This window comes from Kitasatospora sp. NPDC023385, assembly GCF_055664045.1.
Genome location: NZ_JBVOOL010000005.1, coordinates 85,084 through 112,046, shown reverse-complemented (window position 1 = coordinate 112,046; position 26,963 = coordinate 85,084). Strand labels below are relative to the sequence as shown.

Annotated in this window: 19 protein-coding genes, 3 tRNA genes and 1 pseudogene; 9 read left to right on the top strand and 14 right to left on the bottom strand. The window is 72.8% G+C overall.

All coding sequences use genetic code 11. The annotated features are described in order from the left end of the window. Nucleotides 1-256: 256 nt before the first annotated feature. The 4 genes from AC0B61_RS10285 (at nt 257) to AC0B61_RS10270 (ending at nt 6,331) form a co-directional block, all read left to right on the top strand. Complete coding sequence (locus tag AC0B61_RS10285) at nt 257-1,990, top strand: ABC transporter ATP-binding protein (protein ID WP_471740193.1); 1,734 nt, start codon at nt 257-259, stop codon at nt 1,988-1,990. Then, nucleotides 1,987-4,014, top strand: coding sequence for an ABC transporter ATP-binding protein (locus tag AC0B61_RS10280; RefSeq protein ID WP_471740192.1), 2,028 nt, complete (start codon nt 1,987-1,989; stop codon nt 4,012-4,014). The genes AC0B61_RS10285 and AC0B61_RS10280 overlap by 4 nt, the downstream gene beginning before the upstream one ends. A gap of 125 nt (nt 4,015-4,139) precedes the next feature. Then, nucleotides 4,140-5,114 (top strand): RNA polymerase sigma factor SigJ, encoded by a 975-nt coding sequence (gene sigJ / locus AC0B61_RS10275; RefSeq protein ID WP_471740191.1) that lies wholly within the window; start codon nt 4,140-4,142, stop codon nt 5,112-5,114. 134 nt (nt 5,115-5,248) lie between these two features. Then, nucleotides 5,249-6,331: an NAD(P)/FAD-dependent oxidoreductase gene (locus AC0B61_RS10270; RefSeq protein ID WP_471740190.1), complete on the top strand. Its 1,083-nt coding sequence runs from the start codon at nt 5,249-5,251 to the stop codon at nt 6,329-6,331. A 96-nt stretch (nt 6,332-6,427) separates the two neighbouring features. Here the strand turns inward: AC0B61_RS10270 and lepA are convergent, their stop codons facing one another. Further along, nucleotides 6,428-8,299: a translation elongation factor 4 gene (gene lepA, locus AC0B61_RS10265; RefSeq protein WP_471740189.1), complete on the bottom strand. Its 1,872-nt coding sequence runs from the start codon at nt 8,297-8,299 to the stop codon at nt 6,428-6,430. Between the two features lie 255 nt (nt 8,300-8,554). Between lepA and AC0B61_RS10260 the strand changes: the two genes are divergently transcribed. From AC0B61_RS10260 to AC0B61_RS10250, 3 genes are all read left to right on the top strand, one after another. Next, entirely contained in the window at nt 8,555-8,860 is a 306-nt protein-coding gene (locus AC0B61_RS10260) for an antibiotic biosynthesis monooxygenase family protein (protein WP_471740188.1), read from the top strand. A 178-nt stretch (nt 8,861-9,038) separates the two neighbouring features. Next, complete coding sequence (rpsT, locus tag AC0B61_RS10255; protein ID WP_471740187.1) at nt 9,039-9,308, top strand: 30S ribosomal protein S20; 270 nt, start codon at nt 9,039-9,041, stop codon at nt 9,306-9,308. 580 nt (nt 9,309-9,888) lie between these two features. Next, nucleotides 9,889-10,449 (top strand): hypothetical protein, encoded by a 561-nt coding sequence (locus AC0B61_RS10250; RefSeq protein WP_471740186.1) that lies wholly within the window; start codon nt 9,889-9,891, stop codon nt 10,447-10,449. A 36-nt stretch (nt 10,450-10,485) separates the two neighbouring features. Here the strand turns inward: AC0B61_RS10250 and holA are convergent, their stop codons facing one another. Then, on the bottom strand, nt 10,486-11,484 hold the full coding sequence (holA, locus tag AC0B61_RS10245; RefSeq protein ID WP_471740185.1) for a DNA polymerase III subunit delta: 999 nt from the start codon (nt 11,482-11,484) through the stop codon (nt 10,486-10,488). A gap of 179 nt (nt 11,485-11,663) precedes the next feature. Here holA and AC0B61_RS10240 point away from each other — a divergent pair, with 179 nt between their 5' ends. After that, on the top strand, nt 11,664-11,957 hold the full coding sequence (locus AC0B61_RS10240; protein ID WP_471740184.1) for a hypothetical protein: 294 nt from the start codon (nt 11,664-11,666) through the stop codon (nt 11,955-11,957). Between the two features lie 553 nt (nt 11,958-12,510). Here AC0B61_RS10240 and AC0B61_RS10235 read toward each other — a convergent pair. From AC0B61_RS10235 to AC0B61_RS10200, 8 genes are all read right to left on the bottom strand, one after another. Beyond that, nucleotides 12,511-15,156: a ComEC/Rec2 family competence protein gene (locus tag AC0B61_RS10235; protein ID WP_471740183.1), complete on the bottom strand. Its 2,646-nt coding sequence runs from the start codon at nt 15,154-15,156 to the stop codon at nt 12,511-12,513. A 45-nt stretch (nt 15,157-15,201) separates the two neighbouring features. Next, nucleotides 15,202-16,161 carry a ComEA family DNA-binding protein gene (locus AC0B61_RS10230; protein WP_471740182.1) on the bottom strand — a complete coding sequence of 320 codons (960 nt, stop codon included), beginning with the start codon at nt 16,159-16,161 and terminating at the stop codon, nt 15,202-15,204. 219 nt (nt 16,162-16,380) lie between these two features. Beyond that, nucleotides 16,381-17,226 (bottom strand): DegV family protein, encoded by an 846-nt coding sequence (locus AC0B61_RS10225; RefSeq protein ID WP_471740181.1) that lies wholly within the window; start codon nt 17,224-17,226, stop codon nt 16,381-16,383. Between the two features lie 128 nt (nt 17,227-17,354). After that, the gene (locus tag AC0B61_RS10220; RefSeq protein ID WP_471740180.1) at nt 17,355-18,125 is read right to left on the bottom strand and encodes a hypothetical protein; all 771 of its coding nucleotides are present in this window, start codon (nt 18,123-18,125) and stop codon (nt 17,355-17,357) included. 357 nt (nt 18,126-18,482) lie between these two features. After that, complete coding sequence (gene leuS, locus AC0B61_RS10215) at nt 18,483-21,371, bottom strand: leucine--tRNA ligase (RefSeq protein WP_471740179.1); 2,889 nt, start codon at nt 21,369-21,371, stop codon at nt 18,483-18,485. A 323-nt stretch (nt 21,372-21,694) separates the two neighbouring features. Then, nucleotides 21,695-22,990 (bottom strand): hypothetical protein, encoded by a 1,296-nt coding sequence (locus AC0B61_RS10210; RefSeq protein ID WP_471740178.1) that lies wholly within the window; start codon nt 22,988-22,990, stop codon nt 21,695-21,697. Nucleotides 22,991-23,088: 98 nt separating this feature from the next. Further along, a tRNA-Ala gene (locus tag AC0B61_RS10205) sits at nt 23,089-23,161 on the bottom strand. A 183-nt stretch (nt 23,162-23,344) separates the two neighbouring features. After that, the gene (locus AC0B61_RS10200; protein WP_471740177.1) at nt 23,345-24,784 is read right to left on the bottom strand and encodes an MFS transporter; all 1,440 of its coding nucleotides are present in this window, start codon (nt 24,782-24,784) and stop codon (nt 23,345-23,347) included. A gap of 94 nt (nt 24,785-24,878) precedes the next feature. Here AC0B61_RS10200 and AC0B61_RS10195 point away from each other — a divergent pair. After that, nucleotides 24,879-25,166, top strand: a pseudogene (locus AC0B61_RS10195) (helix-turn-helix domain-containing protein); the annotation flags it as partial. Nucleotides 25,167-25,368: 202 nt separating this feature from the next. Here AC0B61_RS10195 and AC0B61_RS10190 read toward each other — a convergent pair. The 4 genes from AC0B61_RS10190 to rsfS all read right to left on the bottom strand — a co-directional run bounded on the left by AC0B61_RS10190 (nt 25,369) and on the right by rsfS (nt 26,912). Further along, nucleotides 25,369-25,441, bottom strand: a tRNA-Ala gene (locus AC0B61_RS10190). Nucleotides 25,442-25,484: 43 nt separating this feature from the next. Then, a tRNA-Ala gene (locus AC0B61_RS10185) sits at nt 25,485-25,557 on the bottom strand. 249 nt (nt 25,558-25,806) lie between these two features. Beyond that, complete coding sequence (locus AC0B61_RS10180) at nt 25,807-26,457, bottom strand: histidine phosphatase family protein (RefSeq protein WP_471740418.1); 651 nt, start codon at nt 26,455-26,457, stop codon at nt 25,807-25,809. Then, nucleotides 26,454-26,912 (bottom strand): ribosome silencing factor, encoded by a 459-nt coding sequence (rsfS, locus tag AC0B61_RS10175; protein ID WP_471740176.1) that lies wholly within the window; start codon nt 26,910-26,912, stop codon nt 26,454-26,456. Before rsfS ends, AC0B61_RS10180 begins: the two co-directional genes overlap by 4 nt. Nucleotides 26,913-26,963 lie beyond the last annotated feature (51 nt).

The window sequence follows — 26,963 nt, the reverse complement described above, 5'->3', positions numbered from 1 at the left end:
GTCAGTAACAAGGGGGCAATCAGCAGCCTAGGGGGAAACCGGTCATTCCGTAAGAGGGCGGCTCCAGCTGGCACGCCCCCACGGCACCGGTGACCGCACCCACCACCCCGCCGGCGGGCGCCGCCGACCAGGCCGCCGGGCAGTTCGGCAAAAGCCCGGCAAACCCCCGGTTCCCACACGCCGAATGGCCTGTACGACGCTACAGAACAACGAGAATTGGGATACGAACCCGACCGGCGACGACAAGAGTGTGCTAGTGCTGATCAGACTGCTCCGGGCGTACCTACGCCCCTACTCCCGACCGATCACCCTGCTGGTGGTACTCCAGCTGGTGTCCACCCTGGCGGCGCTCTACCTGCCGACGCTCAACGCCGACATCATCGACGACGGCGTGGTCAAGGGCGACACCGGCTACATCCTGCGCATCGGCGGGGTCATGATCGGCGTGACCATCGTCCAGGCGCTCTGCTCCATCGGCGCCGTCTACATCGGCGCCCGCGTCGCCATGGCCTTCGGCCGGGACGTCCGCGCCGCCGTCTTCGACCAGGTGCAGAGCTTCTCCGCCCGCGAGGTCGGCCAGTTCGGCGCACCCTCCCTGATCACCCGCACCACCAACGACGTCCAACAGGTCCAGATGCTCGCGCTGATGAGCTTCACGCTCATGGTCGCCGCACCGATCATGTGCGTCGGCGGCATCATCATGGCGCTCAACCAGGACGTCCCGCTGTCCGGCCTGCTGCTCGCCGTCATCCCCGCCCTCGCCGTCGTCGTCGCCCTGCTGGTCCGCGCGCTGCGCCCGCAGTTCCGCAGCATGCAGAAGCGCATCGACACCGTGAACCGGATCCTGCGCGAACAGATCACCGGCATCCGGGTCATCCGCGCCTTCGTCAAGGACGACCAGGAGCAGGCCCGCTTCGCCGACGCCAACGAGGACCTCACCGACGTCGCCCGCAACGTCGGCCGGCTCATGTCCGTCATGTTCCCGGCCGTCATGCTGGTCGTGAACGTCTCCAGCGTGGCCGTGCTCTGGTTCGGCGCCCACCGCATCGACAGCCACGACATGGAGATCGGCGGGCTCACCGCCTTCCTCTCCTACCTGATGCAGATCCTGATGAGCGTCATGATGGCCACCTTCATGTTCATGATGGTGCCCCGCGCCGAGGTCTGCGCCGAACGCGTCCAGGAAGTCCTGGGCACCGACTCCAGCGTCGTCCCGCCCGCCACGCCCGTCACCAAAGTGCCGCGCCGCGGCCACCTCGAACTGCGCGCCGTCGACTTCCGCTACCCCGGCGCCGAAGCCTCCGTCCTGCGCGGCATCGACCTCACCGCCGGCCCCGGCGAGACCACCGCCATCATCGGCTCCACCGGCAGCGGCAAGTCCACCCTGCTCGGCCTCGTCCCCCGCCTCTTCGACGCCACCTCCGGCCGCGTCCTGCTGGACGGCATCGACGTGCGCGAGCTCGCCGCCGACGCGCTCGCCGACACCGTCGGCATCGTCCCGCAGAAGCCCTACCTGTTCTCCGGCACCGTCGCCAGCAACCTCCGCTACGGCCGGCCCGACGCCACCGACGAGGAGCTCTGGCAGGCCCTGGAGACCGCCCAGGCCAAGGACTTCGTCGAAAAGCTCCCCGAAGGCCTGGACGCCCCCATCGCCCAGGGCGGCAGCAACGTCTCCGGCGGCCAGCGCCAACGCCTGGCCATCGCCCGCGCCCTGGTCCGCAAGCCCTCCGTCTACCTCTTCGACGACTCCTTCTCCGCGCTCGACTACGCCACCGACGCCCGGCTGCGCAAGGCCCTCGCCCGCGAGACCTCCGACGCCACCGTCCTGATCGTCGCCCAACGGGTGTCCACCATCCGCGACGCCGACCGGATCATCGTCCTCGACGAAGGCGCCGTCGTCGGCACCGGCACCCACCACGAACTGATGGCCGACAACCCGACATACCGGGAGATCGTGCTCTCCCAGCTCACCGAGCAGGAGGCGGCGTGACCACCCCCGGAAAACCCCCGGCCGACGCCGCGAAGGCCGGCCCGCAGAAGGCGGACGACGCCGAACTGCCCAGCGACTCCCAGGCCGCCGCCGCCCGCCGCGGCCCCGCCGGACCGGGCCGTTTCATGGGCGGCCAGGGCGTCGAGAAGTCCATGGACTTCAAGGGCTCCGGCAAGCGCGTCCTCGGCCTGCTCCGCCCCGAACGCAACGTCCTCGTCGGCGTCCTGCTCCTCGGCGTGCTCGGCATCGGCTGCGCCGTCATCGGCCCCAAGGTGCTCGGCGACGCCACCGACCTGATCTTCGCCGGCGTCATCGGCGCCCGCTTCCAGGCCGGCACCACCAAGGCGCAGGTCATCGACGGGCTGCGAGCCCACGGCGACGGCGGCATCGCCGACCTGCTCTCCGCCGTCGACTTCACCCCCGGCCAGGGCATGGACTTCGGCGCCATCGGCTCCGTCCTGCTCTGGGTGCTCGGTATCTACATCGCCTCCGCCGCCTTCGGCATCCTCCAGGGCCGACTGGCCACCAAGGCCATCCAGCGCGCCAGCTACCGGCTGCGCCAGGACGTCGAGGCCAAGCTGTCCCGGCTGCCGCTCAGCTACTTCGACAAGCAGCCGCGCGGCGAGGTGCTCAGCCGGGTCACCAACGACATCGACAACATCGGCCAGTCCATGCAGCAGACCATGGGACAGGTCGTCAACTCGCTGCTCACCGTCGTCGGCGTGCTGGCCATGATGTTCTGGATCTCCCCGCTGCTCGCCGTGATCGCCCTGGTCTCGGTGCCGGTATCGGTGGTCGTCGCCACCAAGGTCGGCAAGCGCGCGCAGCCCCAGTTCGTCCAGCAGTGGAAGTCCACCGGCCAACTCAACGCCCACGTCGAGGAGATGTACACCGGCCACACCCTGGTCAAGGTCTTCGGGCGCCGGCGCGAAGCCGCCGAGACCTTCCGCGAGCACAACGACGCACTCTACGAGGCCAGCTACCAGGCCCAGTTCATCTCCGGCATCATCCAGCCCGCCATGATGCTCATCGGCAACCTGCAGTACGTGCTGGTCGCGGTCGTCGGCGGCCTGCGAGTGGCCGGCGGCGCCCTGTCCATCGGCGACGTGCAGGCGTTCATCCAGTACTCGCGGCAGTTCAGCCAGCCGCTCACCCAGGTCGCCAGCATGGCCAACCTGGTGCAGTCCGGCGTCGCCTCCGCCGAACGCGTCTTCGAACTGCTCGACGCCCCCGAGCAGAGCCCCGAGCCGGCCATGCCCGAGAAGCCCGACACCGTCCGCGGCCGGGTCGCCTTCCAGGACGTCGCCTTCCGCTACGACCCCGACAAGCCGCTCATCGACGACCTCTCGCTCAAGGTCGAACCCGGCCAGACGGTCGCCATCGTCGGCCCCACCGGCGCCGGCAAGACCACCCTGGTCAACCTGCTGATGCGTTTCTACGAGGTCAGCTCCGGACGGATCACCCTCGACGGGGTCGACATCGCCGCGATGTCCCGCGAGGACCTGCGCTCCGGCATCGGCATGGTGCTCCAGGACACCTGGCTGTTCGGCGGCACCATCGCCGACAACATCGCCTACGGCGCCCAGGGAGCCACCCACGAACAGGTCGTCGAAGCCGCCAAGGCCGCCCACGTCGACCGCTTCGTCCGCACCCTGCCGGAGGGCTACGACACCGTCATCGACGACGAGGGCACCGGCGTCAGCACCGGCGAGAAGCAACTGATCACCATCGCCCGTGCGTTCCTCGCCCAACCGTCCATCCTGGTCCTGGACGAGGCGACCAGCTCCGTCGACACCCGCACCGAGGTGCTGATCCAGCGGGCCATGGCCCGGCTGCGCACCGGCCGCACCAGCTTCGTGATCGCCCACCGGCTCTCCACCATCCGGGACGCCGACGTGATCCTGGTGATGGAGAACGGCTCGATCGTGGAACAGGGCTCGCACGACGAGCTCATCGCCGCCGACGGCGCCTACGCCCGGCTCTACCAGGCGCAGTTCGCCGAGGCCGTGGCCGAGGTCGACTGACACCGCGCCACCGGGGGCCGGGGCGGGCACCCTCCCGCTCCGGCCCCTCCTCGTGTTCCGGTCCGTGTTCCGGCCCTCGCCACCCGGTCTTCGCCACGGCCGCCGGGCGGCGCTACCTTGGGCCCGTGACCGACGACCCGGCCCCGCACGCGGCGGACGCACCACACGCCCAGGACACCTCACAGGCCCCGGAGGCCCCGGACCGCTCGCAGGCCCCGGACGCCTTCGAGGCGCACCGCCGCTACCTGGGCTCGGTCGCCTACCGGCTGCTCGGCTCCTTCACCGACGCCGAGGACGTCCTGCAGGACGCCTGGCTGCGCTGGCAGGCCGCCGACCGCTCCGCCGTCGCCGACCCGCGCGCCTTCCTCACCACCGTCGTCACCCGGCTCTGCTACGACCAGCTGGGCTCCGCCCGGGCCCGCCGCGAGGCCTACTACGGCGAGTGGCTGCCCGAACCGGCCGTCTCCTCCGCCGACGCCCCGGAGACCCCCGCCGACCTGGCCGAACGCGGCGAGGCCGTCTCGCTCGCCCTGCTCACCGTCCTCGAACAGCTCTCCCCGGCCGAGCGGGCCGCCTTCGTCCTGCACGACGTCTTCGCCGTCGGCTTCGAGGAGATCGGCGCCTCCCTGGACCGCTCCTCCGACGCCGCCCGCCAGCTCGCCTCCCGGGCCCGCCGCCGGGTCAGGGACGGCGGCCGGCGCCCCGGCGGCGCCGACCCGGCCGAGCACCGCCAGGCCGTACGGGCCTTCGCCGCCGCGACCACCCGGGGCGACATCCTCGCCCTGATGGAGGTCCTCGACCCCGATGTGGTCTGGCACGCCGACGGCGGCGGCATCGTCCGCGCCGCCGTGCGCCCGGTCCGTGGCGCCGACCGGGTCGCCCGCCTGGTGACCGGTCTGGTCGCCAAGTGGTTCACCCCCGACCTGGCGCTCGGCCACGCGGTGGTCAACGGCGAACCGGGCCTCGTCTGGTACGACCGGACCACCGGCGCCGTCGGCGGCGTGCTGGCCGTCACCGTGGCCGGCGGGCGGATCACCGAGGCATTCGTCGTGGTCAACCCCGAGAAGCTCGGCCACGTCCGCCCGATCACGGCTCCCTGACGCCCCGCCCCCGCAGACGTGTGACACGGGCCACTGTCACACCCCTGCCGCCCACGTCGTCCCCTTCCCGAACAGCGCTCCAGCAGGAGCCGGACGGCGCTCCACCGGAGCACCCTCGCGAGGAGGCGGACGAGATGAGCAGCACCACCAGCACCGGCAAGCGGATCGTCGTACTGGGCGCCGGCTACGCCGGACTCACCGCGGCCAAGGGCGCCGGACGGCACCACACCGTCACCCTGGTCGCCCCCGAGGAACGACTCCTGCACCGCGTCCGCCAGCACGAGACGGCGGCCGGCCGCGGACACGAGTGGCCCGCCATCGGCGACCTGACGCGCGGCCGCCGGATCCAGCACCGGCGGGCCCGGGCCGTCGGACTCGACCCGGCCGGGCACCAGGTCGCCCTCGACGACGGCACCACCCTCGGCTACGACACCCTGGTCTACGCCCTCGGCAGCCGCACCGCCTGGCACGACGTCCCCGGCGCCGTCGAACACGCCCACCCCGTGGAGCGCGCCGCCGAAGTGCGGCGCCTGATCCGCGAGGCCGACCGACCCGGCACCCTCGCCGTCGTCGGCGGCGGCGCCACCGGCATCGAACTCGCCGCCGAACTCGCCGAGGCCCACCCCGGCTGGCGGGTGCGGATCGTCGCGGCCGGCCAGGTCGGCGGCATCTACTCCCCCAAGGGACGCGCCCACATCCGCCGCGTCCTCGCCCGGCTCGGCGTCACCGTCCACGAGAACGCCACCGTCACCGAGGTCACCCCGGACGGGCTGCGCACCACCGCCGGCCCGATCGAGGCCGGCCTCACCGTGTGGGCCGCCTCGATGGAACCGCACCCGCTGGCCGCCGACGCCGGACTGGCCGTGGACGACCGCGGCCGGGCCCTCGTCGACGACCACCTGCGGTCGGTCTCGCACCCGGACGTCCACGTGGTCGGCGACGCCGCCGCGGTCACCGTCCCCGGCGTCGGCACCCTGCGGATGGGCTGCGCCACCGCCCTGCCGCAGGGCCGGTACGTCGGCAGACTGCTCGACGGGCGCACCGCGAAGCCGTTCTCGTTCCGGTACGTCGCGCAGTGCCTGAGCCTCGGCCGACGGGACGGGCTGCTCCAACTCGTCCACCCGGACGACTCGATGAAACCCACCGTCTTCACCGGTACCGCGGGGCGGCTGGCCAAGGCCGGGATCGTCACCGGCGTCCTCGGCGTGCTGAAGTAGCCGCCGGAACGCCGGAACGCGTGAGCGCCCCCTCGGGGACGCCACAATGCGGGAGGGCCCGGGCGGTTGCCCGGGCCCTCCCGCTGCCGCTCGCGGCTACTTCTTGCCGTCCTTGGGCGCTTCGGCGTCGGTGGACAGCGCGGCGATGAAGGCCTCCTGCGGGACCTCCACGCGGCCGACCATCTTCATCCGCTTCTTGCCCTCCTTCTGCTTCTCCAGCAGCTTGCGCTTACGCGAGATGTCACCGCCGTAGCACTTGGCGAGGACGTCCTTGCGGATGGCGCGGACGGTCTCCCGGGCGATCACCCGGGAGCCGATGGCGGCCTGGATCGGCACCTCGAACTGCTGGCGGGGGATCAGCTTCTGCAGCTTGCCGGCCATCATCACGCCGTAGCCGTAGGCCTTGTCCTTGTGCACGATCGCGGAGAAGGCGTCCACCGCGTCGCCGTGCAGCAGGATGTCGACCTTCACCAGCTGGGCGCTCTGCTCGCCGATGGGCTCGTAGTCGAGCGAGGCGTAACCGCGGGTCTTGGACTTCAGCTGGTCGAAGAAGTCGAAGACGATCTCGGCGAGCGGCAGGGTGTAGCGCAGCTCGACCCGGTCCTCGGAGAGGTAGTCCATGCCCTGGAGGTTGCCGCGGCGGGACTGGCAGAGCTCCATGATCGCGCCGACGAACTCGTTGGGCGCCAGGATGGTGCCGCGCACGACCGGCTCGAACACCTCGTCGATCTTGCCGGTGGGGAACTCGCTCGGGTTGGTGACGGTGTGCTCGGTGCCGTCCTCCATGACCACCCGGTAGACCACGTTGGGGGCGGTGGAGATCAGGTCGAGGTTGAACTCGCGCTCCAGGCGCTCCCGGATGATCTCCAGGTGCAGCAGGCCGAGGAAGCCGCAGCGGTAGCCGAAGCCGAGCGCGACCGAGGTCTCCGGCTCGTAGACCAGCGCGGCGTCGTTGAGCCGCAGCTTGTCCAGGGCGTCGCGCAGCAGCGGGTAGTCCGAGCCGTCCAGCGGGTACAGGCCGGAGAACACCATCGGGCGCGGGTCCTTGTAGCCGCCCAGCGCCTCGGTCGCACCCTTGTGCATCGAGGTGATGGTGTCACCGACCTTGGACTGCCGGACGTCCTTCACACCGGTGATGATGTAGCCCACCTCGCCGACGCCGAGGCCGTCGGCGACCTTCGGCTCGGGCGAGATGACGCCGATCTCCAGCAGCTCGTGCGTCGCGCCGGTGGACATCATGGCGATCCGCTCACGCTTGGTGAGCTGACCGTCGACCACCCGGACGTAGGTGACCACGCCGCGGTAGGAGTCGTAGACCGAGTCGAAGATCATCGCGCGGGCCGGGGCGTCCTTGACGCCGACCGGGGCAGGGACGGTGTCGACGATGTGGTCCAGCAGGTCCTCGACACCGAGACCGGTCTTGGCGCTGACCTGCAGCACGTCCGAGGGGTCGCAGCCGATGATGTGCGCGATCTCCGCGGCGTACTTCTCCGGCTGGGCGGCCGGCAGGTCGATCTTGTTCAGCACCGGGACGATCGTGAGGTCGTTCTCCAGCGCCAGGTACAGGTTGGCGAGGGTCTGCGCCTCGATGCCCTGGGCCGCGTCGACCACCAGGATCGTGCCCTCGCACGCGGCGAGCGAACGGGACACCTCGTACGTGAAGTCCACGTGACCGGGAGTGTCGATCATGTTGAGGATGTGCGTCGCCCCGGCGTTCGGCCCGGTCGTCGGCGCCCACGGGAGGCGGACCGCCTGCGACTTGATGGTGATACCGCGCTCACGCTCGATGTCCATGCGGTCGAGGTACTGGGCACGCATCTGCCGGGGGTCGACGACACCGGTGATCTGCAGCATCCGGTCGGCGAGCGTCGACTTGCCGTGGTCGATGTGGGCGATGATGCAGAAGTTGCGGATCAGCGCCGGGTCGGTACGGCTGGGCTGTGGCACATTGCTGGGGGTCGCGGGCACCTTGGTCCGATTCTCCGTTGGTCCGGGGCCGGGGGTGTCCGGGTCATCGCTGACCGGTTTCCCGGGGACCGGACAGTCTCGTCCGATCGAAATAGTTCCTCCCATCCTCCCACGAGCACGGGCCGGGCTGCCGTTCGGGCACCGTCCGGTCCTCCCCGGCCCCTTCGCGCCGGCTTCCCCCGCGGGCGCCCCGGCCGTCCAGCCCGGTGCCCCCGGCCTTTCCCCGTGGACGCCCGAGCGGCAGGATGACCCCCCGTGATCCTCGAAAGCGCGCTGCTCGACGTCCTGCCAGGCCGGGAGGACGAGTTCCTCGCCGCCTTCTCCGAAGCCCGGCCACTCATCGCCGTCCAACGCGGCTTCCACTCCCTGGAGCTACGACGCTGCCTCGACGATGGCCGCGGCTCGCGCTTCCTGCTGCAGGTGCGGTGGGAGACGCTCGCCGACCACACCGAGGGCTTCCGCACCTCCCCCGAGTACCAGCGCTGGCGGGCGCTGCTGCACCACTACTACCGGCCGTTCCCGGAGGTCGAGCACTACGGCGAACCGCTGCTCAGCGCGTAGCGGCCGCCCTCCCGTCCGGCGGGTCCGGTGCTCCGGGCGGGAGCCCGGTTTGGGGCGGGCGGTGGGCCCCTGGTAGCGTGGGTTGCTGCACCTGGCCTCTCGGCATGCCCTCTCAGCTGGACCGACGGCCGTCCGGTGCGACCCCGTTCAGAATCTTTAGACAGACTGAGGCTCCTTCGTGGCGAACATCAAGTCCCAGATCAAGCGCAACAAGACCAACGAGAAGGCGCGCCTGCGCAACAAGGCCGTCAAGTCCTCGCTGAAGACCGCTCTGCGCAAGGCCCGTGAGGCCGCTGCCGCCGGCGAGACCGAGAAGGCCGCCGTGCTGGCCCGCGCCGCCTCCAAGGCGCTGGACAAGGCCGTGAGCAAGGGCGTCATCCACGCCAACCAGGCCGCCAACAAGAAGTCGGCCATCACCAAGCGCGTCAACTCGGCCGTCCAGGCCTGACGCCCCGGGGGTTCCGACCCCCGGCCGCCTCGGAACATTCCGGCCCTCTACCCGGACCCCGAGGCGCGCGAGACTCGCACCGCACGCGGCCTGCGTTCGCCACGCGGGTGCGGTGCAACGAAGCAGTACGGCAGGCGCCGCAGTCAGCCTCTCCCCAGAGGCCACTGCGGCGCCTGTCGCGTTCCGCGGTCCGGCCGCTATGGTCGGTCAGGTGCGATCGAGGTGCGGGGGAGCGCCCCGACGCCACGCCCAGGGGGGAAGTTCATGACGATGCCACCACCGCCGGCACCGAACGGGCCGGGGTACGGCTTCCCGCAGCAGCCACCGCCGGGCACCGGCGCGCAGCCCGGGGCGGGTGGGCCGGCTGTTCCGGGCTTCGGCCCGCCGCCGGGGCTGCCCGCGTCCCCCGGAATGCCGGCCGCGCCGGGGATGTCGACGGCTCCGGGGATGCCCACCGCTCCCGGCATGCCGGTCACACCGGGCGCCGGGACACCGCCGCGCTCCGGCGGGAACCTGCGGCGCAACGCCGTCTGGGCCTTCGTCGGCGCCGTACTCGCCTCCGCCGGCTGGGCCCGCCGCCGTGCTCGCCGTCCCCGGCCTGGTCAGCAGCGACTCCTCGCCGCGCAGCCTCGGCAGCTACCACCTCTCGGACGACTTCTGCACCACCGGGAAGCCCGCCAAGCTGCTGCAGACGTACACCGTCTCCGACACCTCCGCGCCGACCCACCACACCGACCGGAACCCGGCCCTGGACAGCATGAACTGCTCCATGAGCCTCAAGCGCACCGGCGGCAACAGCGACAGCGAGTACGCCTCCGCCTACCTGCGCGCCGACCTGCACAAGGCGGTCAACCCCGCGCCCGAACTGGAAGCCAACAAGGAGCTCTACCGGGCGCGCGGCTACGAGGTCACCGACATCTCCGGGATCGGCGAGGAGGCGTACTACCTGTACAAGGACGACGGCTCCGACAAGTACCACAGCGTCTACGCCGAACTGGACGTCCGGGACGGCGGAATGACGTACTACATCAACTACACCGCGAGTTACACGGAGGGGAAGGCCAAGCCGCCGTCCAAGGACGAGCTGCGCAGCGCCCTGCAGTCCGACGCCCAGGACGCCGTCCGGGCGATGCGGAAGTAGGACCGCACCGCGGTCCCAGGGCCTCGCGCCTGCCGCTCAGTACGCGGGGCGGGCTCCGGCACGAGAGGCCCGGGCCACGGCGACCACCGCGCGCTCCAAGGCGAACGCCGGGTCGTCCGAGCCGCCCTTGACGGCGGCGTCGGCCTGGGCGATCGCCGTCAACGCGGCGGCCACCCCGTCGCCCGTCCAACCGCGCATCTGCTGACGGACCCGGTCGACCTTCCACGGCGGCATGCCCAACTCACGGGCCAGATCGGCCGGACGCATGTTCCGCCCCGTGGTCGCCAGCCGCCCGATGCTGCGCACGCCGGAGGCCAGCGCGTAGGTGATGCCGGTCGGCGGCTGTCCGACGGCCAGCGCCCAGCGCAACCGCTCCAGCGCCTCCGCCGCCCGGCCGGTGACCGCCAGATCGGCCACCTCGAAGCCCGTCGCCTCGGCCCGGCCGCTGTAGTAGCGGGCCACCACCGTCTCGTCGATCGCGCCCTCGACGTCCGAGGTCAGCTGGTGACAGGCCGCCGCCAGCTCGCGCAGGTCGCTGCCGAGCGAGTCCAGCAGCGCCTGGCAGGCCTCCGGGGTCGCCGAACGACCGAGCGCACGGAACTCCCCCTTGACGAAGGCCAGCCGCTCGCTCGCCTTGGCCAGCTTCGGGCAGGCCACCTCGCGCCCGCCCGCCTTGCGCCCGGCATCCAGCAAACCCTTGCCCTTGGCGCCGCCCGCGTGCACCAGCACCATGATCACTTCGTCGGCGGGCGCCTCGATGTACGCCTTGACCTCCTTCACCGAGTCGGCGGAGAGGTCCTGGGCGGCCCGGACCACGATCACCTTGCGCTCGGCGAACAGCGACGGCGTGGTCAGCTCGGCCAGGCTGCCGGGCTGCAGGCCGCCGGGCGGGAGATCCCGCACGTCCGTGTCCGGGTCCGCCGCCTTCGCCGCCGCCACCACCTGGGCGACCGCGCGGTCCAGCAGCAGCTCCTCCTGACCGACCGCGAGGGTCAGCGGGGCGAGCAGGTCATCGGGTGCACTCTTCCTGGCCATCACCTACCAGCATCCCACGGGGCGCGGACACTCCGGCCGCCTGGCTGGTTGCTTGCCTGCTTGCTTGGCTGCTTGTCCGCTTGGCTGCTTGCTCTTGGCTGCTTGCTCGCTTGCCCGCTTGCCCGCTTGCCCGCTTGCCCGCTTGCCCGGGCGTGGCTACCGGCCTGGAGAATGACCCGGTGACCGAGAACCACGCCACCGACCGCCCGAACGTCGACGACCCGCACGCCCGGCAGCTGCTCGTCCTGCCCGACCGCGACGCCGCCGAGGAAGCCGCCGAACAACTCGGCGCCGCCCACCCGGACCTCGGCGAGCCCGAGATCGTCCGCGACGCCCTCGCCGGAGAGGACGACGCCGAGGACGCCCAGTGGCTCGTCGTCGTCGAACCCCCGGCAACCGGCTGGAGCCTCGCCCACCTGCACGCCCTCGACGCCCTCGCCGCCGCCCACGAAGGCTGGCGCGAACCCGCCTGACCGCCGCGCCAGGCCGGCGGCCCACCGCTCGTCGGCGTCCCCCTGCACGCGCCGCGGCGGGCTGCGGAGGCGGGCGCCCGGTACCGGCGCGGGCGCCCGAGGCCGATTCCTCTGACCAGCTGCCAGTTCTGCCGCGAGGTCGCCTGACGGATCGCGATCTTCGCGGCCGGGACACCCGGTGGCCCCGGCGCCCCTATGTGTGGGCGGCTCGGCGCTGACGCCTCTCAGCGGCGTGCTCCGGGCAAGCTCGGAGCACGCCGCAACTCCATTCCCGGCACTGCTCGCCCGCGCACTGCTCGGCCCGCACTACCCTGGCCTTCCTCCTCGACCCGTCCTTACCCGGCCTCGCCTGTTGTCCCGGGAGCCACCTGCGCCCTGCCGCAGGCCGGCAAGGTCGACTCCCGAGATTGACGGCGCGCTCCGGGCTTGGCCCGGAGCGCGCCGAAAAAACGTTTCTCCCTGGCCCGCGCCCGCCCCTCCCAGCCACCTCCCCCCACCACCCCTACCCCATACCCCTTTCCCCACTTGGTGGTTGGGAGGAGGAGAGCGGGCGTCACGCGGGCGGGCCTCGCGGTGTGCCGGGGGTCTGATCGGGGCGGGTGTGGGCCGCCGGCTCCTTGGTGCCGTGGGCGCGAGGTTTGTGGGCCACGCCAGTCGGATTCGGGTGGACGGACACACCGAGAGTCGCCGGGGAGTCCCCGGTCACCGCGATGTCACCCACCCGGTCCGTACGCAGGACGGTCGCGCCCAGGCCGCGCAGGTGGTCCACCGTCTTCGGGGACGGGTGCCCGTACGGGTTCCCCTCGCCGCACGAGATCAGGGCCAGCCGGGGCCGCAGGGCGCCGGTCAGGTCCCAGTCCTGGTGTGCCGAGCCGTGGTGAGCCACCTTCAGGACGTCGACCCGTCCCAGGCGGCCCGACAGAGCCGACTGCGCCGGCGGTTCGAGATCTCCCAGCAGTGCCATCCTCAGTCCTCCAGTCAGTGAAACCAGCAGGGCAACGCTCGCGTTGTTCGCGCCGGGCGCCTCGACGGACGACCCGGGCGCCGGCCACACCACGTCCCAGGCCAACTCCGCTCCGGCCGACCGCCGTTCACCGCGACGGGCCCGCAGCAGCGGGACTCCGGCCTCGGCGGCCCAGCGCGTCACCCTGGCTGCCTCGCCCGGCGGATCGTCCAGCGTTGTGCCCTCCACCGCGCCGACCCGGCGGCCCCGCAACACCCCCGGAACGCCCTCCACGTGATCGGCGTGGAAATGCGTCAGCAGCAGGAGGGGCACCGTCGTGATGCCGAGATCGCGCAGGCACCGGTCGGCGGCATTCGGGTCCGGCCCGGTATCGATCACCACCGCGCTGTCCGGCTCCCCCGTCGCCAGGGCGAGCATGTCCCCCTGGCCGACGTCGCACATCGCCAGGCGCCACCCCGGCGGCGGCCATCCGGTGGCGATCCGGGTGAGTTGCGGCGGCCGCAGCAGCACGGCCAGCAGTGCCGCCAGCAGCGCACCCGTCACCAGCGCCCGCACCCAGCGACGCCGCGTGGGCATCGGGCGGCCGGGCTCCACGGGCCGGGGCAGCAGCAGCGGCGCCGCCCAGCAGGCCGACAGGACGGCCAGAGCGACCGTCGCAGTCCCGAACCACCCTCCTGGCCAGGACAGTTGGCCGCCCGGAAGCTCTGCGCCGCGCCGCGCAACCAGGGCGAGCCAGCCAGCCGGCACCCCGGCCGGTTCCGCGAGCAGACGGGCCACGGCCGGGAGGAGCGGCTGCAGGACGAGCACGCCGAATCCGAGCAGCGTCGCCGGGGCCACCGCCAGCTCGGCCAGCAGGTTGCACGGAATGCCGACCAGGCTGATGTGCCCGGAGAGCACCACTGTCACGGGCGCACACAGTGCCTGTGCGGCCGCCGTCGCTGCGAGGGCGCCCGCCAGGTGGTGCGGCCAGCGCCGGGCCCGCAGTGCCTCGGCCCAGTGCGGCCCGAGGACGAGCAGCCCGGCCGTGGCGAGTACGGAGAGCAGGAAGCCGAACGAGTGCGCCAGGAACGGGTCCAGCAGGACCAGCACCAGGACCGCTCCGGCGAGCGCGGGCACCGCTTGGCGGGGACGGCCGGTGGCCAGGGCCAGCATGCCGATCAGCCCCGTCCCGGCCGCCCTGAGCACGCTGGGCTCGGGGCGGCAGACGGTGACGAATGCCAGTGTCAGGCCCGTGCCGAGGAGTGCGCCGGTGCGCAGTGACAGCCCCAGCACCGCGGCCAGCCCGCGCCGTTCCGGGGTGCCGGCCTGCCCGGGCGCGCCCAGCAGCGCACCGAGGACGATCGCCAGGTTGGCCCCGCTGACCGCGACCAGGTGGACGAGGTCGGTGGCCCGGAAGGCGTCTTCGAGGTCGTCGGGCAGGCGCGAGGTGTCGCCGACGACCAGGCCAGGAAGCAGCCCGCGCGCGTCCGCCGGAAGTCCGTCGGTGGCCGTGCGCAGGCCCTCGCGCAGCCGCCCGGCGATCCGCTGCGGCAGGCTCGGCGGTGCCAGCTGCCGGGGCGGCCCGTGGACCACCAGCAGCGCTGCGGACTCGGTGTCGTGCCCCTCCCCCGCCGGCCGCACCTCGGCCTCCGCCGCCAGGCGCTCGGACGGGAGCAGCCGCTGCCAGGACGCGCTCTCCGCGCCTCGGACCATGACGGTCACGGGTGTGTGCGTCCGGGTGGTCCGCCCTTCCGGCAGCAGGGCGACTCGGTCGGCCACCGCGTCCACGGTGAGGAGGGTCTGCCCGCCGCTGGTACCGCCCCGCGAGGTGTGGGTCTTCGGATCCCCAGCGATGGTCAGCTCGACCTCCACCGCCACGGTCGGCAACCGAGGCTCGGCGCGCTCTGCCGCACGGGCGAGCGCCGGCAGCGGGCCCCGGTGCAGGTCCGCGGTGTGCAGCGGGGTCGCGATCGCGGCTGCCGCTCCGGTGAGCAGGACGGCAGCCACTGTCGCCGCCGCCCCACGTCGACGCAGAACGCCTGGTCGGCGGAGCAGCAGGACGGCTGCGAGCGCGGCGACGCCCGCCGCCGCGAAGACGGGGGCCTCGAACCCCGGCTCCAGGCGCAGGAGCGCCGCCGTGACCACCCAGGCCGAGACGGCGGGCAGCAGCAGCCGGAAGTCGGCACCCGAAGAGCGGGCGGGAGTGGTCGGTGCAGCGGGGACGGGCACAGCGGACGTGGCGGGCACAGCGGCCATAGCGGTACCTCCTCTCGAAGGCCGGTGGAGCGAACGGGCGAGGCGTCAGAGGGTGAGCATCGGACGGAGTTCCGCGTACGTGCGGGCACCGATGCCGCTGACCTGCCGGAGCTGGTCGAGGGAGCGGAAGGAGCCGTGCGAGGTGCGGTAGGCGAGGATGCGCTGGGCGAGAGTCGGGCCGACGCCGGGGAGGGTGTCGAGCTGTTCGAGGGTGGCGCGGTTGAGGCTGACGGGTGGCCGGGGGGCGGCGGGCCCCGGCGGGCCGACGCCGGTGACGACGGCCGGGGCGGGCGCGGGCGCCTGCTCGCCGATCAGCAGTTGCTCACCGTCCGTCAGGACTCGTGCGAGGTTGAGGTTCCTGGTGTCCGTCTCCGGCAGCGGACCGCCGGCCGCGCGCAGGGCGTCGGCCACGCGCGAGCCGCCGGGCAGGGTGTGCAGGCCGGGCAGGTGGACCCGGCCGCCGATGTCGACCACCACTACGGCCGCCGCCCCGGCGCCGGAGACGGCGGTAGGGCCCTCCGGCGGCCCGGCTCGTGACGTGGCGTCGGCGGGAGACGGCGCGTCCGACCCCGGCAGCGCCGAGCCGACTGCCAACGCGGGCACGGCGACCGTCTCCGGCCTGGCCAGCCAGAAGTGCTGCACGGCGTAGCCGACCGCGAACAGCAGCAGGATGACCAGCCCGGCCACCGCACGCCGGTCGAGCGCCGTCGCCGAAGAGAACGGGGCGAACCGCGGACGTGCCCCGGCACCGGGCAGACCCTCGACCGCGGCGCGTTCCTCCTCCTCGCTCGCCTCCGACGGCTGCGGCGCCGCGCCCGGCGGCGGTCCGTTCGCCGACCGCTCCCCCGCCCCCGGAGCGGTCCCCGAGGAGCCCCCACCACCCCCGCCGCCCACCAGCTCGACATCCACCGGCTCGACGTCGCCCGGCAGCAGCGTCGCCATCCGCAGCCGCACAGTCTCGTTGATCGCTTGGCGCTTCGCCGCGCCCAGGCCCATGGTCGTCATGCCGAGGACGGTAGGAGGCCCCCGGCGAACGTGCGGAAATTACCGAAACCCTGTGGATAATCCGGGGGTTGTGGACAAACTCCGTCACTCACACGAGTGGGCAAGGCTCTCGGAAGTTGACCAGACACCCCGACCGGACCCGACCGGGCCACCCCCTCCAGGCCCCGACCGGACCCACCCACCCGCCGGCGCAACCCCCACCCGCCGTCGCCACCCCACTCAGCGCGGAGCGACCACCACCGCGAGCAGCCCCGGCCCGACGTGCGCGCCGATCACCGCCCCCACCTCGCCGACGTACAGCTCCCGCAGCCCCGGCACCCGGGCCCGCAACCGCTCCGCGAGCGGTTCGGCCCGGTCCTCGGCCGCCAGGTGGTGCACGGTGATGTCGACCTCCCGCTCCCCCGACCGCTCGACCGCGATCTCCTCCAGCCGGGCGATCGCCCGCGACGCCGTCCGCACCTTCTCCAGCGGCTCGATCCGCCCCCCGTCCAGGTGCAGCAGCGGCTTGACCGCCAGCGCCGACCCGAGCAGCGCCCGAGCCGTCCCGATCCGGCCGCCCCGGCGCAGGTGTTCCAGGGTGTCGACATAGAAGAATCCGCTGGTCCCGGCCGCCCGCCGGTCCGCTGCTTCGGCGGCCTCCGGCAGGCCCAGTCCGGCGGCGATGGCCTCGGCCGCCGCCAGCACTCCGTACCCGAGCGCCATGCCGACGAGCCGGCTGTCCACCACGCGCACCGGTACGGGAGCCTCGGCGGCCGCCAGTCGGGCGGCCTCGACGGTGCCGGACAGCTCGCCCGAGATGTGGACCGACACGATCCCCGTCGCACCGGCCTCGGCCGCCGCCCGGTAGGTGGCGGCGAAGGTCTCCGGGTTCGGCCGGGAGGTGGTCACACGCTGCTTGCCGCGCAGTGCCTCGGCGACGTCCTTCGGGGAGATCTCGACGCCCTCGCTCAGGACCGAGTCACCGACCGCGACGCTCAGCGGGACCACCGTGATCCCGTACCGGTCGAGGGCCGCCTGCGACAGATAGGCCGTGGAATCGGTGACAAGTGCGAGGTCGGAGGGCATGAGGCGGAGGTTACTCCCCGTTCGTCCGGGAGGACAGCGCCCGACGGCGGGCGCCACACAGGCGGTCCCGGAGGCGCGCCAAAGGCGCCTCGCCGCCTGTCTCAGGACACCCCGAAGACCCTGACGGATCAGCCCGCCGAGGGCCCCGCCGACGGCTTCCGCAGCCGCTGCGCCAGCTTGGCGAGCGGGTCGGCGAGTCCCAGCAGGTCCTCCGCGCTCGGCCGTCCCTTCCCGTCCGTCAGCCCGGCCCGGGCCGCGCTTCCGGAGGCGCCCCCAGAGGAACCCCCGGAGGAGCCCCCGGCAGAGCCCGCGGAGCCGGACCCCGGAGCAGCAGACGAACCCCCGGAGGTGTCCCAGTGCCGCAGCGCTCCCGCCTCGCTTTCGCACTCCTCGGTGAGCCGGCTCAGCTCGTCGTCCGCGAACCGGTGCATCCGGTCCTGTGCCGCCCAGCGCATGGTCTCCGCCGAGTGCGTGATCCGCTCCGCCCGCTCGCGCAGCTGCGGCAGTTTGGCGGCGATCCGCGCGGTGTCCGGTTCGCGTTCGAGCATCCGCAGTTCGCCGTCGAGTTCCGCCGCGTGGGCGTCGAGCCGGGTGAGCAGGCCGAGCGCCTCCCCGAGCTGGTCGCCCTGGGCGACCCCGCCCTCCAGCACCTGCCGGGTGCCGTCGAGCGAGGTCCGCAGGCTCAGCCGGACGGCGGCGATCTGCGCGGGCGGGCCGACCTTGGTGTACTTCTTCGCCTTGAGGGTCGCGGTCTCCACGGCGCGCCGGGCGTTGGCCTCGTGCTTCTCGATCTTCGCGCCCACGGCCTTGGCCGCCTTGACCGTGCCGACCACTGCCAGGACGACCGCCGCGATCCCGAAGAGCAGGACCAGGCCGATCATCACGCCGAACACGTCCATCGCGCGCCACCTTCCGCCACCGTTTTCGGCCCCCACGCAGGCCCAACGCGGGCCGCATCACCGAGGGTTCCACGGTAGCGTCCGGACCGGCTCCGGGGGCGGTTCGAGCAGGCTCGCGGGCGGAGATCAGGGACAGATCCGGGATCGCCCGGAGGGCCCAGCCCAGCCCCGGACCGAACCTGCCCAGGCCGACCCCGTGTACGACCCCCGCACGCTCCCCCGCGAAGGCCCACGGGCAAAAGCACCGGGCGGGCGCCCCGAAGGACGCCCGCCCGATCACCCAGCACCCAGCACCCAGCACTCAGCACTCAGCACTCAGCACCCAGCGCACAGCACCCAGTGCCCAGCACCCACCACTCAACCCGTGACGATGTTCACCAGCTTCGGCGCCCGCGCGATCACCTTGCGCACGTCCGCGCCGCCGATCGCCGCGACCACCGCCGGGTCCGCCAGCGCCAGCGTTTCCAGTTCGGCGTCCGAGATGCTCGGCGCGACCTCCAGCCGGGCCTTCACCTTGCCCTTGACCTGGACCACGCACGTCACCGTCTCGTCGACCACGTACGCCGGGTCGGCGACCGGGTAGTCGGCGTGGGCCAGCGACTCGCCGTGGCCGAGCCGGCGCCACAGTTCCTCGGCGATGTGCGGGGCCAGCGGCGCGACCATCAGGACCAGCTGCTCGGCCACCGGCCGCGGCGTCGAGCCGCGCTTGACCAGGTAGTTGTTGAGCTCGATGGCCTTGGCGACGGCCGTGTTGAAGCGCAGTGCGGCCATGTCGGCGCGGATGCCGTCGATCGCCTTGTGCAGGGCGCGCAGCGTCGCCTCGTCGGGCTCGTCGTCGGTGACGACGAGTTCGCCGGTGGTCTCGGAGACGATGTTGCGCCACAGCCGCTGCAGGAAGCGGTAGGAGCCGACGACGGCGCGGGTGTCCCACGGGCGGGAGACGTCCAGCGGGCCCATCGACATCTCGTAGAGGCGCAGCGTGTCCGCGCCGTACTCGTCGGCGATGTCGTCCGGGGCGACGGCGTTCTTCAGGGACTTGCCCATCTTCCCGGCTTCGCGCTTGACCGGCTCGCCCTGCCAGAAGTACTGGCCGTCGCGTTCCTCGATCTCGGCGGCGGGCACCGGGAAGCCGCGCTCGTCGCGGTAGACGTCGGCGGTGATCATGCCCTGGTTGAACAGCTTGTGGAACGGCTCGACGGAGGAGACGTGGCCCAGGTCGTGCAGCACCTTGTGCCAGAAGCGCGCGTACAGCAGGTGCAGGACGGCGTGCTCGGCGCCGCCGACGTACAGGTCGGCGCCGCCGGCGGGCTTGGTCTCCGTCGGGCCGAGCCAGTACTTCTCGTTGGCCGGGTCGGCGACCGCGGAGGGGTTCGTCGGATCGACGTAGCGCAGCTCGTACCAGCAGGAGCCCGCCCAGTTGGGCATGGTGTTGGTCTCGCGGCGGTACTTCTTCGGGCCGTCGCCCAGGTCCAGTTCGACGTTGACCCAGGCCTCGTTGCGCGACAGCGGGGTCTCGGGCGAGGAGGCGGAGTCGAAGGGGTCGTAGGTGCGCGGCGAGTAGTCGTCGACCTCGGGGACCTCGACGGGCAGCATCGACTCGGGCAGCGCGTGCATGACGCCGTCCTCGTCGTAGACGATCGGGAAGGGCTCGCCCCAGTACCGCTGGCGGCTGAACAGCCAGTCGCGCAGGCGGTAGTTGACGGTGCCTTCGCCGATGCCGTGCTCGGCCAGCCAGGCAGTCGCGTGCGCCTTGGCGTCGGCGACGCTCAGCCCGTCGAGCGACAGGTCGCCTTCGGGGCGCGTGGAGTTGACGATGACGGAGTCGTAGGTGTCGAAGGCGTCGTCCCAGGCGGCCGGGTCCTGGCCGCGTCCGTCCGTCGGCTCGACGACGCAGCGCATCGGCAGGGCGAAGGCGCGGGCGAACGCGAAGTCGCGGTGGTCGTGGGCGGGGACGGCCATGATGGCGCCGGTGCCGTAGCCCATCAGCACGTAGTCGGCGATGAACACGGGGACGGGTGCGCCGCTGACGGGGTTGACGGCGTAGGCGCCGGTGAAGACGCCGGTCTTGACCTTGGCGTCGACCTGCCGTTCGACCTCGGACTTGGCGGCGGCTTCGGCCCGGTAGGCGGCGACGGCCTCGGCGGGGGTGGCGGCGCCGCCGGTCCACTCGGCGGGCACGTCCTGCGGCCAGGCGGCGGGGACGATCGAGTCGACCAGGCCGTGCTCGGGGGCGAGCACCATGTAGGTGGCGCCGAACAGGGTGTCGGGGCGGGTGGTGAAGACGGTGATCTTCTCGCCGGTGCCGACGGCGAAGTCGACGCGGGCGCCTTCGGAGCGTCCGATCCAGTTGCGCTGCTGCAGCTTGATGGCCTCGGGCCAGTCCAGCAGGTCCAGGTCCTCGATCAGGCGGTCGGAGTACGCGGTGATGCGCATCATCCACTGGCGCAGGTTGGACTTGAACACCGGGAAGTTGCCGCGCTCGGAGCGGCCGTCCGCGGTGACCTCCTCGTTGGCCAGTACGGTGCCCAGGCCGGGGCACCAGTTGACCGGCACCTCCTTGGCGTACGCCAGGCGGTACTCGCGCAGTTCCTCGTCGCGCTCGGCTGCGGACAGCGCGGCCCACGGGCGTCCGTCGGCGGTCTGCCGCTCACCGGACTCGAAGCGGGCGACCAGTTCGGCGATGGGGCGGGCCTTGCGGGCGGTCTCGTCGTACCAGGAGTCGAAGATCTGCAGGAAGATCCACTGGGTCCAGCGGTAGTAGTCCGGGTCGATCGTGGAGATCGAGCGGCGCGGGTCGTGGCCCAGGCCCAGCCGGCGCAGCTGCTGGCGCATGTTGGCGATGTTGGCCTCGGTGGAGACCCGCGGGTGGGTGCCGGTCTGTACCGCGTACTGCTCGGCGGGCAGGCCGAACGCGTCGTAGCCCAGCGTGTGCAGCACGTTGTGGCCGGTCATCCGCTGGTAGCGGGCGAAGACGTCGGTGGCGATGTAGCCCAGCGGGTGGCCGACGTGCAGGCCCGCGCCCGAGGGGTACGGGAACATGTCCATGATGAAGCTGTGCGGCTTCGCGGCGACGTCTCCGGCCGACGGGTCGGCCAGCGCACCGGTGGGGTTGGGGGCGTGGAAGGTGCCCTCCTTCTCCCAGAGGTCCTGCCAGCGGGACTCGATCTCGGCCGCCAGCGCGGCGCTGTACCGGAACGGCTCGGTCGCGGTCTCGGCCGCGCCGGACGCAGGGGTCGTCTCGCTCATGGTCCTTCAAGCTCCATCGATGTCGGTTGGCGAACCCGCGCAGGCGGCGGACCCGTGGATCCGGCCCGGGACGGGGTCGGGGGCGGAAAACAAAAAAGCCCCTCGCAGGAGGGGACGCCACGCCGACTCCGGCACCGCCCGTGGGCTCAGCCGGTCCTGGTCAGCGCGGCCGGCTAAGGAGCAGGCGCACGGTTCGCATGGGCTCAGGGTACCGCAAGCGGGTCGGCGCGCCGCGGGGTGTACCGCCGGGGCGGCCGCACGGAGCCGCCCGCCCCGCGCCTCGCCGCCGCATCGCCGCCCGCCCTGCCACCTCGCCGCCCACGTCACCGCCCCGCCGCCCGCGTCACCGCGTCGAAGTCCCGCAGCGCCTTCGCCAGCCGCTCCGACTGCATCCCCGCCGCGAGCGAGCGGGCCAGCGCCGCGGTGCGGGCCGCCTCCCGCTGGTCGCCGAGCCGCCGGTGGGTCTCGGCGAGGCGCACCATCAGCAGCGCCTTGGAGCGCGCCCGCCCCGGCCCGAGCCCGGCGACGGCCTCGGCGAGCAGGGCTTTCGCAGGCCGGGGCCGGCCCAGTGCGAGCCGCCCCTCCCCCACCATCCCGGCGAGCGAGGCGCGGGCCTCCTCGGTGCCGGGCACCCCGTCCAGTTCGGCGAAGGCGCGGGCGGCGGCGGCCTCGGCCCGCTGGGCCTCGCCCCGGCGGCCGTAGGCGCGGGCGAGCCGGCCGAGCTGGCGGGCCCGCCCGGTGGGACTGAGCGTGTCGCCATGGGCTTCCAGGGCGGTCTCCAGCGCGGAGACGGCGTCCAGGCCGCGCCCGCCGGGGCCCTGGGTGGCGAGCACGACGAGTGCGCCGAGTACGGCGACCCCGAGCCGGGCGTCGCCGCTGACGTGGGCGGCGCGCAGCGCGGCGACGAAGGCGCGCTGGGCGGCCGCGTCGTGGCCGAGGTCGTACGCGGCCCAGCCGGCCAGCCGGGCGAGTCTGCTGGCGGTGCCGTACAGCTCGCGTCCGAGTCGTTCGTCGTAGGCGCCGAGTTCCAGCAGTTTGGCCAGCATGGCGAGTTCGGCCCGGGTGGGGCCGAGGACGAGGCCGCCGCCGCAGGAGCGTTCGAGTCGCTGTTTGCTGCGGTAGGACAGGCCGAGTTCGCCGACCAGGCCGGCCTCGACGCGCAGTGCGCCCTCGCCGCCGGCAACGGGCGGCGGCGGGGAGGCGAGCAGGGCGGCGGCCTGGTCGAGGTCCGCGTTGCGGAACAGGTCGGTGAGGCGGACCGGTCCGGCGTCGGTGGCGGCTTCGCGCAGCGCGGTCTGGGCGGTGTCGGCGGTCCACGGGTCGGTGAGCAGCCGGGGCGAGAGGATCTTGGCGCCGCGGTGGCCGCCCATCCGGCCCCAGAGCTGCTCGTAGGTGACGGCGATGCCGAGGGTGCGGCTGAGGACCTCGCAGACCGCCTGGTCGTGCGGGCTGCGCGGCACCATGCCGCGGTCGCGCCACTTGTACGGGGCGGTGGAGCTGATGGCCAGGCCCGGCGGCAGGGCGAGGGTCACCTCGCGGGCGAGCCGTTCCGGACTCCAGCCGAGTTGGTGGAGTATCCGGGCCAGTTCCTCGTTCCGCCTTCGCTCCAGATCGGCCATGGCACGACGGTAGCGGGCTTCCGGGTCCTCCCGCCGGTGGCATGGGCGAAACGGCGAAGAGCCGCCTCCCGTTTCCGGGAGGCGGCTCTCGACTGCTGTGGAGCTATGGGGAATTGAACCCCAGACCTCTTGCATGCCATGCAAGCGCTCTACCAACTGAGCTATAGCCCCTTGACCTGCGATGTCACCGGGGGTTTCGGTCGTTTCCGTCCGTTTCCCTCGGCGACATCGACTACTTTACACGGTCCGGGGAGTGCTTCAGAAATCCGTTTCCCGGGCCCTCTCCCCGCCCGCTGCCGCACCACCTCCCCACCCCCTGCCGCCCCTCCCCCCACCGCACCACCTCCCCGGTCCCTACCGCACCGCCCGCCGGCTGCGCGCGGCGAAGCCGGCGGCGGCGGCCACCGCGACGGCGTTGACCAGCAGGGTGGTCCGCAGCGCGTGTCCGGACGCGGCGGCCGGCGCCGGCAGGTCGACCTGCCCGAGGAAGACCGAGCCGAGCACCGCGATCCCGATCACCTGCCCGAGCTGGATGACCGTCACCATGACGCCGCTGGCGTCGGCCGCGTCCCCGGGCGCCACCCCCGCGAGCGCCCGGGCGAACAGCGGTGCGTACGCGCAGCCGGCGATCAGGCCGAGCGAGGCCATCTCGACCAGTGGTCCCACGCCGATCTCGGCGCCGCCGCCGAGCATCGTCCCGAGCAGCAGGTAACCGCCGCCGAGCAGGACGCCGGCGAGGGTCGGCAGGGCCGCGTGCACCCGGCCGGGCAGCCGGTGCCAGTGCATGCTGGACAGGCCGAAGCCGATCGCGACGGGCGCCGAGCAGAGTCCGGCCCTGAGTGCGGTGTGGCCGAGCCCGGCCTGCTGGTGCAGGGCGAAGGCGAACATGAAGCCGGCGAAGGCGGCCATGATCGAGAACAGTCCGGCGGCGGCCGGGCGCAGCCCGGGGGAGCGCAGGACCCGCCCGGGGATGAGCGGTTGTCCGCCGCGCCGGGCGATCCGGCGTTCGACGGCCACGAACAGGCCGAGCAGCAGCACGCTGCCGGCGATCATCGCCCAGCTCCAGGCGGGCCAGCCGAGTTCGTGGCCGAGGACGAGCGGCACGACGAGCAGGCCGAGTGCCGCGCCCAGCACCACCAGGCCGGGGATGTCGAAGCCGCGCGAGGCGTCGCCGGGCAGCCGGGGCAGCAGTCGGGCTCCGGCGGCCAGCAGCAGCAGCCCGATGGGCACGTTGACCAGGAACACCGGCCGCCAGCCGCTGCCGAAGAGGTCGGCGCTGACCAGCACGCCGCCGAGTACCTGGCCGAGTGCCATGCCGCCGGCCAGGACCGCCGAGTAGAGGCCGAGGGCCCGAGTGCGGGCGGTGCCGGTGAAGGTGCGCTGCAGCAGGCTCATCACCTGGGGCACCATCAGTGCCGATCCGGCGCCCTGGAGCAGCCGGAAGGCGATCAGCCAGCCGGTGGAGGGGGCTAGGCCGCAGGCCAGCGAGGTGGCGGTGAAGGCGGCCAGGCCGAGTTGGAACAGCCGGCTGTAGCCGTACCGGGCGCCCAGCCGGGCGCCGGTGATGAGCAGGACGGCGTAGCTGATGGTGTAGCCGGCGATCACCAGTTGCAGGGCGGCGCCGGAGGCGCCGAGGTCGGTCCGGATGGTGGGTACGGCGACGTTGACGACGGAGACGTCGAGCACGGCCATGAACTGCCCGCACAGGACGAGCGAGAGGAGGAGCCCGGGGCGTACGGCCGGGATCCTGGTGGTGTCTCCGGCCGCGCGGGGCCGGATCTGGAGGTCCGTCATGGGAGTCAGCCTGGGGCCGTACCGGTACTGGTGGTTAGAGCCTGCTGATCCTGGTACTGGCAGCACCTGTATCGCGCGCCGGGCCTGCGGCACGATGGTGGCCATGACCGTCCTGGAGGAACTACCCACCGCCGCGGGCGGACGCGACCGCCGCCGTACCGAGCTGGCCCGCTTCCTGAAGGCCTGCCGGGCGCGGGTGTCGCCGGAGGAGGTGGGGCTGCCGCCGGGGCTGCGCCGCCGTACGCCGGGGTTGCGGCGCGAGGAGGTCGCGCAGCTCGCCGGGGTCGGGGTGACCTGGTACACGTGGCTGGAGCAGGGGCGGCCCATCAACGCGAGCGAGCAGGTGCTGCTGGCGGTGGCGCGGGCGCTGCGGCTGAACGCCACCTACCTGACGATTCCCGGCGTGCCGGAGTGCTACATCGTGGTGTACGTGCCGGTGGGGCCGAAGGACCGGGAGCGGGTCGAGCGGCTCGACTCGATGCCGCCGGGCGGCTGGTCGCACACCTGCGAGTAGCGGGGGCGTGCATCCGGGCCGGAACGCCGGGAGGCCGCCACCCGGTGGGTGACGGCCTCCCGAACTACTGTGGAGCTACGGGGAATTGAACCCCGGACCTCTTGCATGCCATGCAAGCGCTCTACCAACTGAGCTACAGCCCCGCGACACGGGCGACCCTGGATGACCACGACCGCCGATGCGGAGTGGAGCTACGGGGAATTGAACCCCGGACCTCTTGCATGCCATGCAAGCGCTCTACCAACTGAGCTACAGCCCCGCACTCACCGGATCTTCCGCTTCCCTTCCGGGCCGCGTTTCCTTCCGTGCGAACGAGGAAGACTCTAGCCGGTCAGGCCCGGAACTGCGAAATCCGCCCTTTCGAGACCCTCCCGCAGCACCTCTCAACAGCCCGCAGAATCCTGCTGAACCTGTCGGAGCCGCAGGGCCTCGCGGCCCGAACCGCCGCCCGGCCGGGCCGGCTCGACCGCCCGTACCGGCACAGCCCAGCCACCCGCGCCGGAACGGCTCAGGTCTCGTCGCCGATGACCGGCTGCGGCAGCGTGCCCGCGTTGTGCTCCAGCAGGCGCCAGCCGCGCGCGCCCTGGCCGAGGACCGACCAGCAGCAGTTGGACAGCCCGCCGAAGCACTCCCAGCGGACCGGCTCCAGCTCGAGCAGCCGTCCCAGCATGGTGCGGATCGTCCCGCCGTGGCTGACCACGACGAGGGTGCCGTCCTCCGGCAGCTTGGCGGCGGCCTCCAGGACCACGGGCACCGAGCGGTCGGCGACCTCGGTGGCCAGTTCGCCCCCGCCGCCGCGCCGCACCGGCTCGCCGGCCGCCCAGGCCGCGTACTCCTCCGGGTAGCGCTCGCGGATCTCGGCGTTGGTCAGGCCCTGCCAGGAGCCCGCGTACGTCTCCCGCAGGCCCTCGTGGTGGGTCACGTCGAGCCCGGTGACCTTGGCCAGCTCCTCGGCGGTGCGCCGGGCGCGCTTGAGGTCCGAGGAGACCAGCAGGTCGGGGCGGAGCCCGGAGAGCAGTCGGGCCGCCCGCTGGGCCTGCACGACGCCCTGGCCGGTCAGCTCGATGTCCGTGGTGCCCTGGAAGCGCGATTCGAGGTTCCAGGCGGTCCGGCCGTGCCGCCAGAAGACGATGCGCGGGCCTCGCGCGCCGCGGCTCAGTGCAGGTCCTCGGGCTTGCCGAAGTCGTCGGCCGGGGCGACGGCGTTGCCGGCCTGGTCGGTGTGGGCGTCGGGGCGGTTGCGCGAGGCCACGGCGTCCTCGGGCAGCGGCAGCTCGGGGCAGTCCTTCCAGAGCCGGTCCAGCGAGTAGAAGGAGCGCTCCTCGGAGTGCTGGACGTGCACGACGATGTCGAGGTAGTCGAGCAGGATCCAGCGGCCCTCGCGCTCGCCTTCGCGGCGCACCGGCTTGATGTCCAGCTGCTCGCGCAGCTGGTCCTCGATCTCCTCGGCGATCGCGCGGACCTGGCGGTCGTTGTTCGCGGAGGCGATCAGGAAGGCGTCGGTGATCGACAGCACCTCGCTGACGTCGAAGGCGATGATGTTGTGCGCGAGCTTGTCGGCCGCCGCCTGTGCGGCGACGGCGATGAGCTGCTGGCTGTGGTCGGTGACGGTCACGGTGATCTTCCGGCTCGGCGGCTTTGGGGCGGCGCCCCGGCGCGTGGCCGG